Source organism: bacterium (genome assembly GCA_016708025.1).
GTDB lineage: Bacteria > Zixibacteria > MSB-5A5 > GN15 > FEB-12 > FEB-12.
The window spans coordinates 425,924-444,343 of the sequence record JADJGQ010000003.1 but is presented as its reverse complement, the minus strand read 5'-3'; the positions used below and the strand labels follow the sequence as shown (position 1 = coordinate 444,343).

Below are 18,420 nucleotides of genomic sequence, written 5' to 3'. Positions count from 1 at the left end.
TAACAAGTTGTTAGACAGGGCGGTTTGAACTCCTGGATGAGGCTGCAACTTGCGGGAGCCCGGTGGAGGTTTGTGGTCATCGTTGCACGTAGCATTTGGCAGATGGGTCATAGAGAATAGAGCTTGGCCAGCACCTAACTGCTACACTTGACACTAGTCACTAGCTAGCGAAGAGTCCCAAAAATGCCCATTACCCATTGACGATAGTTCTGGATGGTGACTGAGTTTGGAAAATCATGCCCCTTATCCGACTCAGAAACAAACTGTACCCGTGCTCCTGCTTTCTGAAGCTTTTCTACCAACTTCTGCGTCGTCTCAAACGCGCAATTTCTGTCCTTTTCACCATGAAAGATAAAGATCGGAAGGTTCTTGAACGCTTTCAGATTGCGGTCTTCCAGGAAGTCTGGCTGTGTGCTGTCCCCAGAATACCTCTGGCCAAGGGTTGGATCGCCGCTCACAATGGCCAGCGCTTTGAATTTGCCCGGCGTCTCATACGCCGTTCGGAAAACGCCATATCCTCCCATAGAAAAGCCACCAAGCAAGATGGCGTTAGTGTCGACAGAATAATCCTGGGAGACAGTCGCGATAACTTCAGCGATATCATCCTGTGCATGGTCGGCACAAAACGCATTCGATTTGCCCCGGCCGAAAGGCGCAACGGCGATGAATCCATCGGGGATGATTTCGCTCGCACCACGTTTGGTAAAGCTCTTCTCATCTGATGCGCTTCCGTGAAGGTAAACGAATAACGGGTAGTTCTTATCCCGGCTGTAATCTGACGGAAGCCAGACCATATATGGTTGCAGACTCGCGTCAATGCGTGAACGGTACGCTTTTCGCACAAACCCGGTGGCATGTGCGAAATCATCGATTCCACTTTCTGCGTGTTCGATTGACTGGACCAGTCCATCCAGGGCAATTCTCATCTCTCCGCAGGTCTCATAGGGATAAACAGATTTGAGCTTGTGTTGTGTGTCGTCCACTAAGAATTGAAGTGTACTAACAGTGGAAGTGGATACTTTGCTTCTGATGGATTCGATTCGTTTTGTCAACAGCGGCAAATCTACGTCAGGCAGTACAGTCAGACCACACTCACCGCGGTTGATGCCGCCTTCGGAACTCCATCGCACTTTATAACCACCGACCGGAAGGGCCGACGTATTGAGTCGAAAAGTCGAATTTTTGAGTGTCCGAGCGCATTCCTGACTTATTTGTTGGTTCAGAATTCTCTCCCCTTCGCCTGTATATATGCTTACTGTCAGCTCGGAGGTGCCTGTTGCCGGGGCAATATTGGCCGAAACAATCTCGAGGCTATCGCCCATTTCAATATTGCTTCGAGTCGGCTGCACGAATGTCTGGGTCGAGTGGTGAACCACTGGCGGCTGAAACGAGAGCAGCGCATATTGGCGCTTTCGCTGCTCGGAATCAATATAGGGATCATCCACGACACCAAACAGCATCACACGATCCGGCTCAATTGCCTTCACTGTCCGCAAATTGAAACCAATCGCCTCGGACAACCAGGGGTGATAGGGCCGGACATCGGTCCACGGCAATAGCAACTCAAAGCTGATCTTCCCGTCGCCCTGCCGACATTCGAGTTTGGCGTTTTCGCTGGTGGGCACAAAGATCTTGTCAACGTTATAGTACCAAAATATGCGGCGCGTCCACTCCTGTGATGGTTCATTTACAGCGGAACAGGCAAGTACATAAAATTCGTCGGAGGGTGCCTGATCGGGCTGCGGGGCGGCAATCACCATGTGGAATCCGTCGCCATTTTGATAGGCACGGTCGCGATATATCAAGCGGTCTCCTGCCATTTCCAGATACACATAGAAGAATCCGGCACCGTAGGCGAGGCGATAGCTGGCCGGTGAGACAGAGTCATCTTGAAGTACGTAAGCGAACGTGAATTGACGTTCCTCCAGAAACCGCAACGAATCGTCTAGTCGACCGTCAATTACCGGTGGGAATTCGAGAAAATCAACAGGTGGCTCAACGGTGCTCGGCGATGAACCGAAACTGATGTGCCGGAAGTGAGCGTCGTCGACCGCCATCACTACTTCCGCTGTCATCAACAGGCTCAGGGTGATCCATAATCCAAGCAGAAATTTAACCATGCGTCGCCTCATTGAGTCCACGCCTGTCGCGGACCGATCTTACACCGCTATGTTGATTTATATCAAAGACTACGCAAGACATGTTCGTTTGTTTCTTCCATGAACTAGAGATGTCAGAATGGCTGCCGCACTCAACCAACGACGGTCAGATCAGACATCACCGGATAACCCTAGTGGTCGAATTGGCAATCACTTAGAGTATTGGAGCGGGATGGAATGTTCCAGGTCAGGTTCTGAGTAACACAAGAATCTCAACAAAACTCAACTGAGGTTTAGTGAGGATTCTAGTTGTCACGCGATTGCTGGTACCAACATCTGTTTGGCGAATGACTACATAAATTGGGCGGGGGGCCAACGTGAGGAGTTCCGTAACTGGATCCCGAGAAATGTTGCAGACCAAACCCCGATAGTCCACTGTACGATTCAACTACTGCGACATCGTCTCAGGGGCTAGACACGATCCCATGCGTCAAAGCTGCCGACTTAGGGCCCTTATACGAAACTGACCTGTTTGGTGGCTGCTGTGACTATGTAGCAGCGTTCCATGTTCGAGCCTTGGTCCGCATGTACGAGGAAAAAGCCGGGCCGTCCCGGCTGATAGCCGGCTGTCGTTCCCACCAGAATTTCGCCATCTTTGAATTCAACTCGGAGTTTGCGCCCGATGGGAGGACGAGTTGGATCAAAGTCATTTGAGTCGACGCGTTGTGCATCACCAACGAGGTCTTTGACAAAAAACAGCGCTTTCAGATCCTTCAAGTGCACTTCCATAGGTTTTGCTCCGACAGCGTCGGCCGCTACGTTGACATGAAAGAGATCTTTCGTCGGGAGGAAATCGGCAGTCGTCCCTTTGACAATTCTACCGTCGGAAAACCGTACCACTACTTTGTTCACTGTCCACTCCTCTTGAACAACCACGTCAAGCTGACTCTCCGCCCTCTCCTGTCTGTCCGGCGGATGCCTCCATTACTCGTGGCCTCGTCTTACTGATATCGACCGGGCTCGGCTACTCGCTAACACCCCTTCCAGCAAAAAAATCCGCCGCATAACAACAGGGTCAACTTCCATTGGAGCCCATTCTTCCATTGATAGCATAGAGTGTGGAAAACAGGACAAGATGGTATCTGTTTCTTTCACTGTTTCATTTGAAACACTAGAAATAGCATCTGACTGAAGCCGAAATTGACACCTGTGCTTGAGAATGTTCGCCTTATGCCGAAAAAGTATAGAAGGAAGTCCATTTCACGATTGGTTTTCAATGAAAAGCGGGCTAGTGAATAATTCAAAATTGCTCACCATTGTTGCGATACTGGCGCTTGCACTTATTGCTACCGGTCAGACCATATCAGCACCAATTGTGATCGATACAGTCACGAATTCCGTCGCATACAGTGATACACTGCACCTGATTCACCCAATTAATTTGTCTGATTGCCTCCTGCTCGTCGCAATACAGTTTGTGGATAACGACGACAGTACCACGGTGGTGACCTGCGGCGGTCAAGTGATGACACGCGTCGGCGCAATTTCCCATGCAACAAAAAATCCGCGAGCCGAGATGTGGATACTGACAAACCCTGCGCAAGGGCTGGCCAATATTTTAGCACCGATCGCGGACGGAGAGGCAAACCACGCGGCGATCACCGCAGTGACAATTTCTGGAATAGACCTCAGTCAGCCGATCGATACCTGCATCACCAAGTCAGGCAAAAGCACGAGCGGCAGCATGGTGGTGCCGAGTGATGTTGGTGATCTGGTTTTTGGAACGGTAGTTTCGCTTGCGACTGGAGAACCGGACCCCAGCGTGGGGGCTACGCTGCTGTTGTCGGCAATGATCGAAAACGAACAATTCGGACAGCTTTGCAGTAAGGCGGGAGCGCAGTCGGTCAATATCGGGTGGGCATTTGCAGAATCAAAGGAGTGGGTGGAGCTAGGGATTAGCTTAAACCACTTAAATGAGGCGCCAGTAATCGAGCCGCTCAGCCCGCTGACGATCAATGAAGGCGAGGAGATAAGTTTCACCGTAACGGCGACGGACGTGGATGGCTCGATCCCGACTCTTACAACTCTACCGCTCACAAAGGAAGCGACATTTCATGATAATGGCGATGGAACGGGAACGTTTACCTTCGTCTCTACTCAGAGCAGCTTAGGAGTATATCCGATCACGTTTATCGCCAGTGACGGAGATCTGGCGGATTCTTTAACCACCACTATCACTGTCGTTGGAGCGAATGTTTCACCGGTGCTGGCTCCGATCGGAGCCCAATCGGTAGTAGTGGGAGACTCGCTGGAATTGACGGTCAGTGCGTCTGATGAAGACGCGACGACACCGCAACTAAGTACTTCCGGCGTGCCGGCCGATGCGTCCTTCTCCGATCTGGCAAACGGAACCGGCATTTTTACATTTAGTCCTACACTGGCTCAGGTGGGTAGCCACGAAGTTGTATTTATAGCTTCGGATGGAAGTCTGGCGGATTCAGAGACAGTGCAGATCACGGTTCTCGATACTACGCAATTGTCATATGTGAGAATAGAGCATGCAGACGGTACTATGCTTGGAGATACCGTTCTGACCACTGATGATAGCCTGAGTCTATACTGCCGGGGGTATGCGATTGACAATTCCCCACTGGGCGATGTGACAGTAGTCTGGTCAATTGCCGGGGCTGACTCGGTAATTAGCCCACCGTCTGAACCCGCAGCTTCAGTCTCCTTTGATATAGTAAATGTCGGGACAGGCAAGGTCGTTGTGACATTCAATTCGGGGATCAGCGACAGTTCTGGAGTGATCGCGTCACTGGCAGGTTTACCGGCTCGACTTGAGATCTCGCCTCAGAGTTACACGACGGTTCTCAACGACACTCTCAATTTCTCGGTCCAGGCATTCGACCAAGACGCCAATGCAACAGATCCGGGCAACGTAACCTGGAGTATCGTTGGCCAGATCGGCGAAATAGACAGCGACGGGATCCTAGCGACAGCTCGTCCGGGGATCGGTCGGATAATTGCTGTTTCGGATAGAAGTCCGGTCGCAGATACGTCTGGTTCGATCACTGTGCAGTCGCTTCTGGTACAGCCGGCGGCTCTAGGAAATACAGCAGTGCATCCGGGTGACCAATTCCAGTCCTTCCTGGTTGCATTGGTCGGCAACTATTACCAGCAGGACAAGACGATAACCTCGTTGACTATTAGAAACGTGTCAAAGGGTGAAGGCACTCTCGATCAAGTCGTAGAATGTCTCGACTCGATCCACGTCTATCTCGACCGGGACTTAAATTTTGAAGTTTCCGCGTGGGACACACTGCTGGCTGCTCCATTCAGCGCGGCAGATACTATACACACTATCGCTTGCTCGCTGACCATTAGGCCGGGTGAGCAAATACTTCTGCTCGTAGCCGCGGGCGTTGAGATACATGCGCATGACGGCGATTCCCTTGACTTCTGCTTGCTTCCGTCGACTGACATAGTACTGTCGGATTCGACGAAGGCAGATGGTCCAGACACTCTAAACTCTTACGGTCGACGAATCGTGGACGGCATGGTGTCCAGGCAATTGAGGCTTTTTGGCGCTGACCAGGACACGGTGGCGTGGTCGGACGGCGCGGTGAAGATACTCACAGTGGAGGTGCCTCACAATGGCTATGCCGTGGATACTCTGACGACACTTTCGGTACGGCAAGCCGGAACAGCGACGGCGGAAGACCTGGACTCGTTGCTGGTCTTCGTGGATAATGGCGATGGGATGTGGGACGGTGGCATTCTGGATCAACGGACTGCCCCACTGACCAATAATGGAAGTTGGTGGTCGCGTAGCGATCTTCGAGTTCCGCTGGATAGTCACTTTACCAGACTATTCCTTCTGGCCCATGTTTCCCGTTTTGCCACACGTGGGGCTACCCTGCAACTAGGGATCCCACAGTACGGGATAGGAGTTGCCTCAGGGAATGATGGGCCTCTTGACCGGGAGATCGGGGAGGTCGATACCGTCACCATCATGAGCGAGAGGGAATTGGCGCTTTCGGCCCAGCCGATAGCTACGGCATCTGTCGTATGGGGAGCCATCTCAACGCCACTCCTTTCTCTGGAACTGGTCAATCATAGTGGTGTTGAGACGCAAATCGACAGTTTTCTCCTGACTTCTTATACCCTTGATCTGTCTGGTGCAACTCAGTCGCAACTTGACGAACAATTCGATTCGATCTTGGTCTATCACAATCTGGACGGCAATCCATTAGTATTGTCAGGATCAGATACGCTGATTGCGACTGGAGTATTCGCCGATGGGAAGGTGATGCTCAGTTCTGGTGGTCTTATCCTGCCGGCAGGAAATAGCTCTACGCTTCTTTCCATCGTCCTGGCAGTGTCCGGGCACAATGCACGGGCGGGCACACAGATCGGTGTAGGTGTCGATCGACCTGAAGATATCTTTTGTAGTACGCCCATTCCTCTATCCGGAATGTTTCCGGTGACTAATCCGCAAACTTTCAGCATCAGCGGTTTTCCTGCGGCTTGTATAGCCACGACCGCCATCGAAGATCGAGACCTGACCAGCGGTCAGGAAAATTGCCAGGTGTTGCGATTCCGCTTGCCGGGTAACGGCTACGCGGCAGACAGTCTTCAGTCAATCCGAATTCTCAACCAGGGTTCGTTGTCGGATGCAAACGCCATTCGAGTCATTCGACTCTGGAGCGATCTGTCAGGGGATGGCTGGACACCGGACGACCAACTGATCACCGAACTTCTTCCACAAGGGTTGGAGTGGTTTGCCGGAAATCTTCGGAAGGCGATCGCCTCAGGTGGAGCGAGTTTTGTACTCACTGCGAGTATTACATCGCAGACGTTCCGTGCCGGGACATTTGCGCCGGCCATTCCGATCGGCGGTCTGGTCTATCGCTCGGGACTGAACGGTCCGGATGATGCAGTGGTCAGCGGCGGTGACCCGATCCTGATCATGCCGGCTGATCGCATAACCGTTGTTGCACTAACTGAGTCAAGCGACCAGGTCTATCCGGGTACCAGCAATGTTCCTGTCTTAGCTTTTGCACTCTATAATGGCTACACCACTAACCGTCAATTGAGCGGTCTGCGGATCAGCAATCAGACGCGCTCGGAAGGTGATGAACAGAATCGCGACAGGATGTTAAGTCAGTTGCGCTTGTATCACGATCGGTATGCCTCGGGAAGCATTGACAGCAGCTCGCTATTGGCTTCCGGCTACTTCTCCGCGGGGATTCTGAATCTCGATGGATTTACCGCCTCTCTGCCTGCCGAATCATTGTCATACTTGTTTGTCACGGCGGACGTTTCGCTGGAGACTGCTGACTCAGATACCCTGGCGATTGCCGCTCTTGACGCAGCCGATCTGGCGTTCACGACTGCCGTCAGCTTGAATGGGGATATCCCGTTGCGGACCGGGCGAGCGTTGGTGGTTGAAGGTTCGATGGCGGCTCAATATAATGTATTGTCTCTTCCTTCGCAGACCGTGAGGCCGGGAGACACCGCCAGAGTGCTGATGGCGTTCCATCCGGCACACAATGGTACTGAGACAGACACGCTTCTGCAGGTATCCATCGGGACAAGCGGCTCATCGTCGGATTTTCAAGCGATGCAGCTTTGGTTGGACAGCGATCATGATTCAATATGGCAAGCGACCGACCAGCCTCTGGGCGCCCTTCATTATAGTAGCGGGTTATGGCGGAGCGATCCTCTCGACCTCTCGATCACCGATTCGACTGATCTCCTCTGGGTGACGGCAGACATCGATTCTGCCGCGACATCCGGCACTATTATACAGACTTGGATTCCGATCAATGGGTGCACTTTTGCGTCGGCCAACGACGGCCCTCTGGATGTTGTGCTGACATCACCAGCGGTCCTGACAGTATATGCGTCTCGATTACAGGTTTCCCAAGCGGAGATTCGACCTGCCTATTCCGTCGGCGAGATCATCGCTGTTCGATTGCAGGTGGAAAACCACTTTGCGTCGACGCTCACCAATGTTGTCTCTGAGATTGCATTGTTCGGCGACAGCAGCGCTGTACGATTCGACAGTAGCAGTGCCCCGCTCACGCTGGCGGCATCCGCAGGCGGCGAGTTGACCTGTTACTTCACAGCGATTCAGCCGGGTCAGGTTGCCTGGCGGATGAGAGCGATCGCACCTCTGGTGCCGGATTCTTCGGCGTTTCTTGCGACAGCGACAACATCGATCCAAGTGCAGCCGTCGGCAGCAGAAGTCGGTCTTCTCAACTCAGCCCCGGCATCGGTTACCAGGGGTCAGAAAAATGTCTTTCCGTTGACCATCCGCGTTGCTCATCCAGATTCAGGGCAGTTTATTGCACCGCTTGAGGTGCATGGGGTACAGTTGGTAGTACGGGATGCAACAGGTGTGGGCCGAACAGCCAGCAGTGTCTTTTCGCGAATGGCATTTGCCGCGGGCTTCACCAATTATGCCTTGAGTTATCCTGTCCCTGACGACAGTACTGTCACTCTTACTTTCGACACTCCGGTTATTGTCCTGCCGGGCGAAGAAGCGCAGTTGGCTTTGCTGGTTGATATCGATTCACTCAGTCCGTCTACGACGTTTGTGCTGGCACTGGATGGCCCTGGCGCATTGATAGTGCATGATGCCAACTCGCAAATCCCAGTTGCCATTCAATCGCAGGGAGGATTCCCACTCAGTACTGCGCTCTGTAGAGTCGTTCTGCCGGCCGGGTATCTCGCGGTTTCGGGTGCCACCGCAACCGACCGCATGGCAAATCTGGGGCAGGAAAAAGTTTCCTTGATGGAATTTACGTTACGCCACCCGGGGGATGTCGGCGGTTCACCTATACAGGTCACATCACTTGTCGCCAGAATTACCGATAGTAGCGGCAATCCGCTGATCGCTTCTCAGGTCATCGATCAGTTGACTCTGCGGTCGCTGGTCGCTGAATACGGTACCGCCTCGGGAGCCGCCCTTCAATCTGATCTGGTTCAGATAGACCTCACCTCGCCGTTTACATTGGGGCCGGGAGCATCGCGTACTGTCTCTCTGGAATGCCAACTGAGCCCTATGACGGACTTAGCAGGTTTTCGTCTGATCATTCCGGATAGCATCTGTCTGTCGGTTCGGGAGATCGGGTCCGGAGCAACCGTCAGTGCGGCGACCGATACGGCGGTGTTGAGTACTTCATCCGCTTTCCCGATGACCAGTGGATGGGTAGAGATCAATCGTCCGGCAATGGCACCTTCGGTCTGCCTGACATCATTGTTCGCTGAAAATATCGTCGCTGGAACTGAGGGGGTCGAGCTTGTTGAGATCTCTGCGACCTATCCTGACTGCCCGGATTGTTCGCCTGTTCGACTGAGTGGGATCCGCGCAACGTTGTTGAACAATGCAGGTGTCCCGCTTGACCCGCAGCGATACCTGGATCGAATCGGCGCTTCGATATCCGGTCAGGCGGTTTGGTATCAGCCGTATGTAGAATTGATCAGTGGCGACATCTATTTCCGCTTTGGCGAGACAGGTTGTCTGCTGGCTCCCGGTGATTCAATTGCGATTCGACTGATTGCGGACATTGAGGCAATGGCGCCGTTCGACAGTCTCAATTTGATAATCGAATCCGAGGATCGTATCGGGGTTCAAGACGTTGCGGATGAAAACCATGAACCGGGTATTTCTACCGGGATAACGTGCCAGGTGCTCTTCCCCGTAGCGATCGGCCCGGCGACGGTCATTCAACCAGCGGGCAGACCATCGATGGCCACCGAAGACGGTGCCGTCATTGTGGCCCATAGAGGCCAAACAGGGGTTACGCTGCTTGATCTCGCGATAGATTATGGAGAGGCGGGCGAGCAGGGGATAGTGGAATTGTTGTCGGTCAATGCCCGGCTGCAGAAGCGAGTTAACTCCACATATCTTCCAGTTGGTGTATCCCAGGTGATGTCGAATATCGGGCTATGGCTTGATGATTCACTGCTGATGAATTTGCCAGTAACGGGAGAAGACTCAATATCGCTGGCCTTATCGCAACCAGTCGCGCTTGTCGCCGGCGACAGTCATCAACTGAGACTGACCGGCGATATCAGTCCGTCAGCCGTGTTGGCGAACTACTCGCTCGCGTTGCGGGATTCGCTCTCGCTGGGACTTCGCGACCCGATGCTCAGCACGACAGTCTATCCACAAATGCCGGCAGCAACATACCCGTTACGAGGCACAGAGATCTCTGTTACCGGGAATTCGTTAAGCGAATCCTTCTCCAATTTCCCGAATCCGTTCATCCCCGATCAGGGAAGCGGAACTACCATCGCGTTTTCGCTTTCTGAACCAGCCACCGTCAGTATCGGGATCTATTCCATCACCGGTGATCTGGTCACGGAGATTGCGGCGAGTCAGTTCCGAGGAGCCGGACAATACCAGGAAGATCACTGGTCGGGCTATACCGATAAGGGTCGGAAAGTACTTTCGGGAACCTACTTCTGTAGGCTGAATGTCACGTACGCGTCGGGTAGAACAGAATCGTTGCAGCGGAAAGTGGCGGTGATCCGATGAGAGAGTTGATCGTGGCGGTTGGACTGATCCTGCTCATCTGCGCGACTGCAGTAATGGCAGATTCCGGGAGCGAATCGCCGTTCACGCTCGGAACCGGGGCACGGGAACTTTCGCTCGGTGGAGCAGGGGTGGCTGTTTCTGATGGAGCGACTGCGCCATACTGGAATCCGTCCAACCTCGCGTCGGCCCAGCATTTCAATTTCACCGGATTCTACAGCCGGCTATTCGATACGGATGTTGCCTATCACTATGCCGGCTTGGTCTGGCCGACCCTTGAAATGGGTACTTTCGGTCTGGGAGTTTTCAGACTCGGCGTGGATGGGATCGAAGAGCGTGATGAGCGAAATCTGATGTTGGGGTACTTCTCTGAACAGCGGCTTGCCGCGTATGCGTCATATGGAAGATCACTGGGGAGTTATCGTGTCGGTTTCTCCATTCACTTTGAACACCAATCGCTGGCGGACCGGACCGCGACATCCACTCCCGGATTGACCCTGGCCCTTGGTCGATCGATAGCGCCTGCTTCCGGATGGTTCCGTTCGGCGGATCTTACGCTGGTGTTGAGAAATGTCATCACTCCCAACATGACGCTGTTGAATGAAAAGGTGAGTCTGCCTTTCCGCGCCGAACTTGGTTCGCGCATGTTGTTGACTCCAGCGGGAGAAAATCATAAAGCGGCGGTCAATGTGAGCGTCGGAAAGCGCGAGGGGGAAGATCCGTATACCGCGCTGGGGTTGGAGTACTCTCTACAAGAAATGCTGATGCTGCGGGGCGGATGGGATGGCGGTGACCTCTCGTACGGAGCAGGAATACACTTTGGTCCCCTGAGTTTCGATTACGCGCTGGTGAACCGCGATCTGGGAACTATGCACATGTTCTCGCTGACGACCTCGGTAGGGTCATCAGTCGAGCAGCGTCGCGAGGCCCGCGAACAACGTCGCGAACGAGAGTTCGACCGGATGATGACCGAGCGCGTTAGTTCTCAGAATGAGCGAATGATATCTGATCTGCTCGAATCCGGGCAATCCCTGCTCAGCGCGGGCGAGCTTGCCAAAGCATCCTCCGATCTGGAGCGTGCTCTCTTCCTTTGTCGTGCTTCAGGCGGAGATACAACGAAGATCGCTGAAGTTGCTGCAGAAGCAAGACTGCGGCTGGAACAGATAGCAGACCAGGAACGCTTCAACGAATTGCTGGATTCAGCAACTTCGCGGTTCGCACAGGGTGACCTGCTCGGCACGAAATACTACGCGGAAGTCGCGCTGTCACTGAATGCAACATCGGCGATAGCTGCGGACCTCCTGACACAGGCTGAGCGCGCCATGCAGGATGCCTCGGCTCAGGACAGATTGATCACTGATAGACTTTATACGTTGGACTCGCTCGTCGATCAGGGGAAACTGAGCGAAGCTGAAGATCTCCACCGCAATATTGCGCAGTATACTTCAGACTATCCGAGGATTGAGGCGATGGGACGCCGGATCCGATTTGAGAGACTGCGTCGGACTGCCGAAGCGGCGGCAGGTGATGGTGATCCAGTGCGGGCTGCATCCTTGGCGGATTCCATCGCGATCTTATTCCCCGGCCACGAGTGGCTTCCGGCGTTTCGCCAGCGCCTGCAGAGAACCAAGTCTGAACTAGCGACGACAGCACCGGCGAAGACGGTTACCGCACCACCGAAGCTGAGTGCCGCGGTTCGCAAGGAAGCAGATGAAGCATACCAGGAAGGACAGAAAGCGTTTGCCGAGGGTGATCTTGGCAACGCCATCATGCACTGGGAACAGGTGAATCGATTGGCGCCAAATTTCAGATCGGTTACGGACTATTTGGTTAAGGCATACAAATTGACCGGAATAGATCTCTACGGCAAAAACCGACTAAGTGAGGCGATCGGTTATTGGCAGAAAGCTCTCGATCTGGCGCCGACGAGCGGCGAGATAGCCAGTTATATCGCGCGGACGCGCGGGGAAATGGCACGACTGGAAGAGGCAGGCGAGAATGACTGATCAGGTCGTCAACAAGCCGCACGAGTGGCCGGACGCACGGCATTACCGACGTTCGTTGAGGTGGCAGTTTCCCCTCTACCTGGTAGGTATGGTAATTCTGCTGATGACCGCCGCCGGGTACCTGTTCACTCGTCAGCATGTGGCCGAGGTAACCTCAAACGTGGTCAATCGGTTGTTGGTGCAGGCGCAATCTCATGCAGTTTCCGCGGCCAAAGACATTCTCAATCCGAATGGACCTGATGTACTTCTGCTGAACAACCTCTGTCGTGAATTGGCTGTCGCCAATCCCGGACTCTACTGGGCAGGGGTGACGGATGAAGAGGGAAGTTTTCTGGCGCATACCGATATTCGCCTGCTGACCGGGAGCGGTCGCCTGAATCTTCCGGAAACTCCCGAGGATACCGAGGCCGGACTGTTCTCTTCGCAGGTCTATGTGGTGAATGAGACGCTCTATGTTTATGTCCCGGTAAAGGAACGCGACCTCACCGTGGGGCACCTGGCTCTCGCTTCTTCGGTCAGCAAGATACAGGAAGCGCGCATTCGCTCCATTATAGCCGTGCTTTCGGCGACCGTGATCATACTGCTCATCGGTATTCCCTTGATCCTCTGGCTGATCGGGCGGGAGCTCCGTCCGATCAATACGATCGTGACTCACCTGAGAAAGGTCGATCCCAACAATCTCTCCTTTGATATCCCGGTTCGAGGCAAGAACGAACTGGCATACCTTGCCGAGACCCTGCGGGTTATGGGGAGTCACCTGAAGACTGCGCAAGAGGAAAGACTGCAATCAGAGCGAATGGTTCGGGAGCTGGAAATAGCGCGTGAGATCCAGATGGGGATCCTCCCGCGTACCTACCCCAGCGGCGCGACATTCGATTTCTATGGAACCTATGTCAGCGCCAACGAAGTTGGTGGGGACTATTATGACTTTTTCCCCTTTGATAACGATCGTCTCGGTTTCCTGATCGCAGATGTATCGGGCAAATCTCTTCCCGGTATGCTGGTCATGTTGATGACCAGAGATATCATCCGAAGAGTCGCCAATGGGAATCGCGATCCTCGTTCTGTTCTCTGCGACCTGAACAAGGAACTTCTGGCGACGATCCGTCAGGGGATGTTCGTCACTATGCTGTATGGGTTGCTGGATCAACGAACGGGGCAAGTAACGATCGCATCGGCCGGACATAATCCACTGATCTGGATTTCAAATTCACAGCCGACTCCGACGTTGGTACGACCGCCGGGATACCCGCTTGGATTGATGGCTCCGGCGGTATTCGATCAACGGATCAAGAATGAGACCATTCAGTTGGCGACCGATGACTGGCTGATCCAGTTCACGGACGGAGTCAACGAAGCACGCAATCCTGCGGGGGCGGAATACGGTATGGATCGCCTGTTGGCCAACCTGAAGGAACGGCGACATCTGCGTCCGATCGATCTGGTGAAGCAGTCGTTGGCCGAGCATGCATCCTTCGTGGCCGCCGCACCGCAACATGATGATATTACACTGGTAGCAATGAAGTGGACCGGACTCGCCGGTGAAAAGTCGATTCAGGAGACTGGACAGTATGCCGCAACAAACTGAAGCGACTGACCGGATAGTGATTGAATTGCCGGTCTCAATAGCACCGCAGCCCAGTTCCCAATTTGAGGCGGAACTGGAGCAGGCACTTGAGCGCAGGCCGCGCGAGCTACTCCTGGATTGCTCCCAGATAGAACTGGTTTACTCGGGACATATCCGACTGATGTGGCGGGCACGGGAACGGTGTGAAGAAAGCGGAGTCGCCCTTCGCCTGACCTCCTTACGACCTGATATACTCCGCGTGTTGAGACTGATGGATCTCGAGGAGTTCTTCCCCTTCAAAGTCTCAGACTGGTCGCGCGGGTTTGCCGATGTCATCGCCGCGGATGGTGAATCCGTCCGCGAGGCACTGAGCAGATTCGAAGGGTTCCTGAAGATCTCGGAGATGCCCGACCGAGTGGCTATGGATGTCCGGACGGTCTTTTATGAAGTGGCCACGAATATACTCAATCATGCCGGACTCGATTCACGCGAAGTGATAATTGTGACGGCGGTTTTGTCGAAGATCGGTGATCGCAACGAGATCAATCTCAAGTTCATTGATAGTGGTGTGCCGTTCGATCCGTCATCACCCCGACCGGAAGTTGTTCTCAAAGAGGCGGCCTCCAGTCGCCGAACAAGGGGGTATGGGTTGGCGATGATCGCGAAACTCGCGGACAGCGTGATCTACGAACGGTTCCGGGGGGTATTCAATGTCTGTACCACAGTCAAGCAATGGTCAACATGATAAGAAAGGATGAAGCATGGACAGGCGAATGCTGTCCGGTCAGGTTACGGTGATCTCTCCGGGTAACATGCTGGACAATTACAATGCCGGTGAAATGGTAGAAGCCCTCGTTTCCGCCAGAGCGGGAGGGGTCCGATTCGCAGTCATCGACATGGTCAACCTTGAGTTCATCTCCTCGGCGGGCGTTGGATCGTTGCTGGGAACGGTCAACTCCTTTAAGGAGCAAGGCGGGGACCTGATCCTCTGCAATGTATCGCCGACAGTGTTCCACGTTCTTAAGGTGCTCGATCTGGACACCTATTTCACGATCCGGGGATCGGTAGAGGAAGCACTCACTCTCACGGAGGCTACCGCATAACGATGTCAGATCGTAACAGGGGATACCTGCTGTGCTGGTAACCAGTGCAAACGTAAAGACGGCGGAGCGCGATGCGCTGGCTCTGGATGCGCTGCACCACCTGTCGGCACAATTTGCGGCAGATCCGGATTTTGGTTCCTTGATCCGCTCGCTGTTGCTGACGCTCTCAGGGCAGTTTGCAGTTCCCGGAGTGATGGCGATCATGCGTCATTCGGGCGTCGATTCCACGCGCCCCTCCATCTACGCGGTAGGAACTTTCGATCGTTTGGCCAAGACCACGGCCAGAGATGAATCGTATCGGTGCTGGACCTGCATGCAGGATGTCGCGATGCCCTGTACTGGAAATTGCGTAAATGATGCGGAGACCCTCGAATCCAAGTACCGTTGTCTCCGGAGTACTTTCGACCTGAGCCTTGTTGTACCGCTGGTACATAAGCAAAGAGTGTTTGGTTTTGTGGGAGTGGGGAAAAAGCATACCGGCGAATCATTGGGACCAGAGGAAAGATCGCGGCTGGAAGCGATAATTTCATCAGTCATCCCCTTGATCACAAACTCATACCTTTTGTCAGATGTGTTGGCAACGAAGCAATGGTATGCGTCGCTATTGGACAATGTACCGCAGGCGGTGTTTGTCTGCGATAGTACCGGTCGGCTGAAGATCATGAACCAGGCGGCCCGCAATCTTGTCGGTTATTCGCCTGCTGAAGATACTGAGCAGAGCACACTACAGCCGCAAGTGGATGAGCTGTTGAGCGATATCGATCTGCCGCGAGCTGTTCGGCAGTTCCTGAGTGATCCGACGGCTGCGCTGCCGGGACCATGTTCCGTTCCGGATCGGCGAACCGGACGTGTTTATAGCCTGTCGGCTTCGCGTGTATCAGTCGATACGGGAGAATGCACGGATAAAGTGCTGAATCTGGACGATGTTACCCAGGCTCGCGAGACAGAGTCTCACTTGCTGGATCTGGAGAAGTTGGCTGAACGCGGCTCGATGGTCTCTTCGATCGCCCATGAGATCCGCAATGTCCTGGCTGTACTCCACGGCGGTATTGAATTGTCACAGATCGCACTCAAAAAAGGTGATGTAGTCAAGACTGAAAATTATCTCAATCGGGTGCTCGACAGTGCCCGCCATCTGGAACGATTCAGTCTGGAGTTAATGGACACCAAAAAGGGTCAATCGCAGCGTGTACCGACCTCTCTTAATGACCTGGTAGTCAACGTGGTCACTTTCCTCAAAGTGCAACGACGATTCAAAGCGATCACCTTTGCGGTTGAGCTTGACCCACACCTTCCGGCAGTGGAAGCAGACTCCGATCAGATCACGCAGTTGCTTATGAACTTTTTCAATAATTCGGCCGATGCGATTCGCGAAGCGAATCGTCTCGAGGGCCGGATCACGGTCAGTACTTCATCGGTTTCAGGATCGGTCACTCTGGAGTTGACTGACAACGGTTGCGGTATGCCGGCCGAGATCCGCGATCAGCTTTTCCTCAAGCGTTTTACCACCAAGGAAGATGGTCATGGTTACGGGTTGGTGACTTGCGCACGGATCATTTCCAGTCATCAGGCGACGATCAAGGTTGACTCCGAAGAGGGTGTGTCTACTCGCATCCAGGTTGCTTTTCCTACCAGATAGCTCTTACCCCGTAGGTTCGCTCAAATTGCAGCGAATTCGGCTCTATCAAAAGGAATTTCTCCGGCCCGTCACAGCTCGCCAAAGAGCGATGGGACTGCCTCTTGAAAAGATTCCAAATTATCTGGGGATAGATCAGGCAATAGGGCGAGTTTCGCCGCCGAAAGCGATTCCCATCTGCTTCAGCATGTCAAACGGAGGGATACCGCCGATCTGCACGATGATATAATCGTTAAGAAGTTCGATCGGTCCTGACTTAGTTTGCAGGAGAACGGAATCAGGACGGACCTCCAGCACCTGCGAATCAAACATCGCCGTCAGCCCGCGCGAACTCAACAACTTGCCGATCGCGTCCTCGTTCTTCTTTTTCACTCTGAAGAAACTATTCTTGCGATAAGAGATCGTCACCGTGTTGCCGGGCTGTTTGGCAAGTCCGACCGCAGCCTCGACTGCGCTGTCACCGCCGCCAACTACCAGCATATGCTTGTTGGTGTAAGACTGGGCATCGATCAACTGGTACATGACTTTCGGCAGATCTTCGCCGGGGACTTCCATTTTGCGTGGCGTACCTCGTCGTCCCATAGCTAGCACAACAAAGCGAGCCGTATATTGCGCCTGGTCAGTCCGGATGTCGAAGTAGCTATTGACTGTGCGGACCGACTCGACCCGATGTCCAGAGCAGGCATTTAAATGGAATCGGTCGGTGATCTCCTGCCATGTCTGAACCAGAGCTTCTTTGGAGTATTCATCCTGCGACAGCCAGCCATACAAGGGCAATTCCACCGGCTGGGTCATGACCAGTTTCCGTCGCGGGTATTGCAGGATCGTACCGCCGATCTCTCGTTCATCGAGCAAGAGATAGCTAAGATTGTGTTGGATCGCGGTCAAAGCGGCGGAGATGCCTGCCGGGCCGGCGCCGACAATGACGACATCATATAAGTCACTCTTGGTCGGTTTGCCGATCCGTCGAGCGATCTCATCCACTACCATCCGTCCCTGTCCGATCGCGTTTCGGATGAGCGAGAGGCCACCCAGTTCACCGGCGATAAAAAGGCCGGGCACGGATGTTTCGTTGACCGAGGACATAATCGGGATATCCGGTCGAGTCTTGATATCACCCAACCCGACCTTGAGAGCGCCGACTGGGCAGGCGACTTCGCAATAGCCATGCCCGACACACCGCTCGCCATTGATCACTTCGGCCACTCCCCAGACGACGCCAAGCACGTCTCCTTCCGGGCAGGCTTTTACACAGGCGCCACAACCAATGCACTGCGACTTGTCGACCATCGGGTACTGCGCGCGCGGACGATCTATCCCCATGGCGCGCGCTTCTTCCTTGCGCCTGGCAAATTGATCGCGGCTCTTGCGAAATTTGATAAGATAAGGAAGCAGGATGACTGCCACCAAACCGATCACGCCGAGCCATATCAACAGAGTCTGCATAGTAGTTTTACACTC

General features: G+C 53.8%; 9 protein-coding genes. 6 read left to right on the top strand and 3 right to left on the bottom strand.

From position 1 onward, the window contains the following. Window positions 1-164: 164 nt before the first annotated feature. Window positions 165-2,120, bottom strand: a complete 1,956-nt coding sequence (locus tag IPH75_13120; protein ID MBK7143012.1) for a prolyl oligopeptidase family serine peptidase — start codon at window positions 2,118-2,120, stop codon at window positions 165-167. A gap of 492 nt (window positions 2,121-2,612) precedes the next feature. Continuing rightward, window positions 2,613-3,011 (bottom strand): hypothetical protein, encoded by a 399-nt coding sequence (locus tag IPH75_13115; protein ID MBK7143011.1) that lies wholly within the window; start codon window positions 3,009-3,011, stop codon window positions 2,613-2,615. A gap of 364 nt (window positions 3,012-3,375) precedes the next feature. Here IPH75_13115 and IPH75_13110 point away from each other — a divergent pair, with 364 nt between their 5' ends. The 6 genes from IPH75_13110 to IPH75_13085 are packed head-to-tail and all read left to right on the top strand — an operon-like array spanning window position 3,376 to window position 16,962. Then, window positions 3,376-10,650 carry a hypothetical protein gene (locus IPH75_13110; protein MBK7143010.1) on the top strand — a complete coding sequence of 2,425 codons (7,275 nt, stop codon included), beginning with the start codon at window positions 3,376-3,378 and terminating at the stop codon, window positions 10,648-10,650. Further along, complete coding sequence (locus IPH75_13105; GenBank protein MBK7143009.1) at window positions 10,647-12,653, top strand: tetratricopeptide repeat protein; 2,007 nt, start codon at window positions 10,647-10,649, stop codon at window positions 12,651-12,653. Before IPH75_13110 ends, IPH75_13105 begins: the two co-directional genes overlap by 4 nt. After that, window positions 12,646-14,241 (top strand): SpoIIE family protein phosphatase, encoded by a 1,596-nt coding sequence (locus IPH75_13100; GenBank protein MBK7143008.1) that lies wholly within the window; start codon window positions 12,646-12,648, stop codon window positions 14,239-14,241. The genes IPH75_13105 and IPH75_13100 overlap by 8 nt, the downstream gene beginning before the upstream one ends. Next, window positions 14,225-14,965, top strand: coding sequence for an ATP-binding protein (locus IPH75_13095; GenBank protein MBK7143007.1), 741 nt, complete (start codon window positions 14,225-14,227; stop codon window positions 14,963-14,965). The genes IPH75_13100 and IPH75_13095 overlap by 17 nt, the downstream gene beginning before the upstream one ends. Before the next feature lie 16 nt (window positions 14,966-14,981). Continuing rightward, a complete protein-coding gene (locus IPH75_13090) occupies window positions 14,982-15,323 on the top strand; it encodes an STAS domain-containing protein (GenBank protein ID MBK7143006.1) in 342 nt (113 codons plus the stop codon). Window positions 15,324-15,354: 31 nt separating this feature from the next. Next, window positions 15,355-16,962, top strand: a complete 1,608-nt coding sequence (locus tag IPH75_13085; GenBank protein ID MBK7143005.1) for a PAS domain-containing protein — start codon at window positions 15,355-15,357, stop codon at window positions 16,960-16,962. Between the two features lie 132 nt (window positions 16,963-17,094). Here IPH75_13085 and IPH75_13080 read toward each other — a convergent pair whose 3' ends face one another. Next, window positions 17,095-18,405 carry an NAD(P)-binding domain-containing protein gene (locus IPH75_13080; protein MBK7143004.1) on the bottom strand — a complete coding sequence of 437 codons (1,311 nt, stop codon included), beginning with the start codon at window positions 18,403-18,405 and terminating at the stop codon, window positions 17,095-17,097. Window positions 18,406-18,420 lie beyond the last annotated feature (15 nt).

Coding starts and splice junctions, on each gene's coding strand:
- IPH75_13100 (MBK7143008.1), top strand. CDS start 12,646: ATGACTGATCAGGTCGTCAACAAGCCGCACGAGTGGCCGGACGCACGG.
- IPH75_13095 (MBK7143007.1), top strand. CDS start 14,225: ATGCCGCAACAAACTGAAGCGACTGACCGGATAGTGATTGAATTGCCG.
- IPH75_13110 (MBK7143010.1), top strand. CDS start 3,376: ATGAAAAGCGGGCTAGTGAATAATTCAAAATTGCTCACCATTGTTGCG.
- IPH75_13080 (MBK7143004.1), bottom strand. CDS start 18,405: ATGCAGACTCTGTTGATATGGCTCGGCGTGATCGGTTTGGTGGCAGTC.
- IPH75_13090 (MBK7143006.1), top strand. CDS start 14,982: ATGGACAGGCGAATGCTGTCCGGTCAGGTTACGGTGATCTCTCCGGGT.
- IPH75_13105 (MBK7143009.1), top strand. CDS start 10,647: ATGAGAGAGTTGATCGTGGCGGTTGGACTGATCCTGCTCATCTGCGCG.
- IPH75_13120 (MBK7143012.1), bottom strand. CDS start 2,120: ATGGTTAAATTTCTGCTTGGATTATGGATCACCCTGAGCCTGTTGATG.